This window comes from Marinobacter sp., assembly GCF_041984545.1.
In the GTDB taxonomy this organism is placed as follows: domain Bacteria; phylum Pseudomonadota; class Gammaproteobacteria; order Pseudomonadales; family Oleiphilaceae; genus Marinobacter.
Genome location: NZ_JBHIXV010000107.1, coordinates 1 through 557, shown reverse-complemented (window position 1 = coordinate 557; position 557 = coordinate 1). Strand labels below are relative to the sequence as shown.

At 51.5% G+C, this 557-nt stretch carries 1 protein-coding gene; it reads left to right on the top strand.

The window, feature by feature from the left end; genetic code table 11:
- Positions 1-33 precede the first annotated feature (33 nt).
- Positions 34-441 (top strand): helix-turn-helix domain-containing protein, encoded by a 408-nt coding sequence (locus ACFC20_RS17765; RefSeq protein WP_008173636.1) that lies wholly within the window; start codon positions 34-36, stop codon positions 439-441.
- Positions 442-557: the final 116 nt, after the last annotated feature.

Below are 557 nucleotides of genomic sequence, written 5' to 3'. Positions count from 1 at the left end.
CTGGTGGTTATAGTAACTATAAGGTCAATAGCGATGAGCGAAAAAAGGAACACGGTCGGTCGGCTAGCTGATGATACGGGCGTTAAGCCCGTGACCATCCGTTATTACGAAAAAATTGGACTGTTGCCGAAAGCGACCCGCTCGGAGTCGGGCTATCGTCTCTACTCCGAAGAGGATCATTCGCGGCTGCTGTTTATTCGACGAAGCCGCGGGCTCGGATTTAGCCTTGACGATATTCGTGAACTGCTTTCACTGGCGGATCGTCAGCAGGAGTCCTGTGCGGGTGTGGACGCCAAAGTTGAACAACAACTGGTTCAAGTGCGCTCTCGACTGAAAGATCTACATGCAATGGAACACGAGTTGGAAAGACTGAGTGCGTGTTGTGACGGCGGAGTTATTATGGACTGCCGAATTATCGAGACACTCTCCGGCTCTGCTTAACCACTTTGTATGTGCCCGCCAACCAGGACTGTCTCAATTCGAGTTGGGACAGTCTATTCAGTCAGGCATCCTCCTGAATAAGAGCAGCGAGGTCATGCCGAATTTCTTCCCCGCTC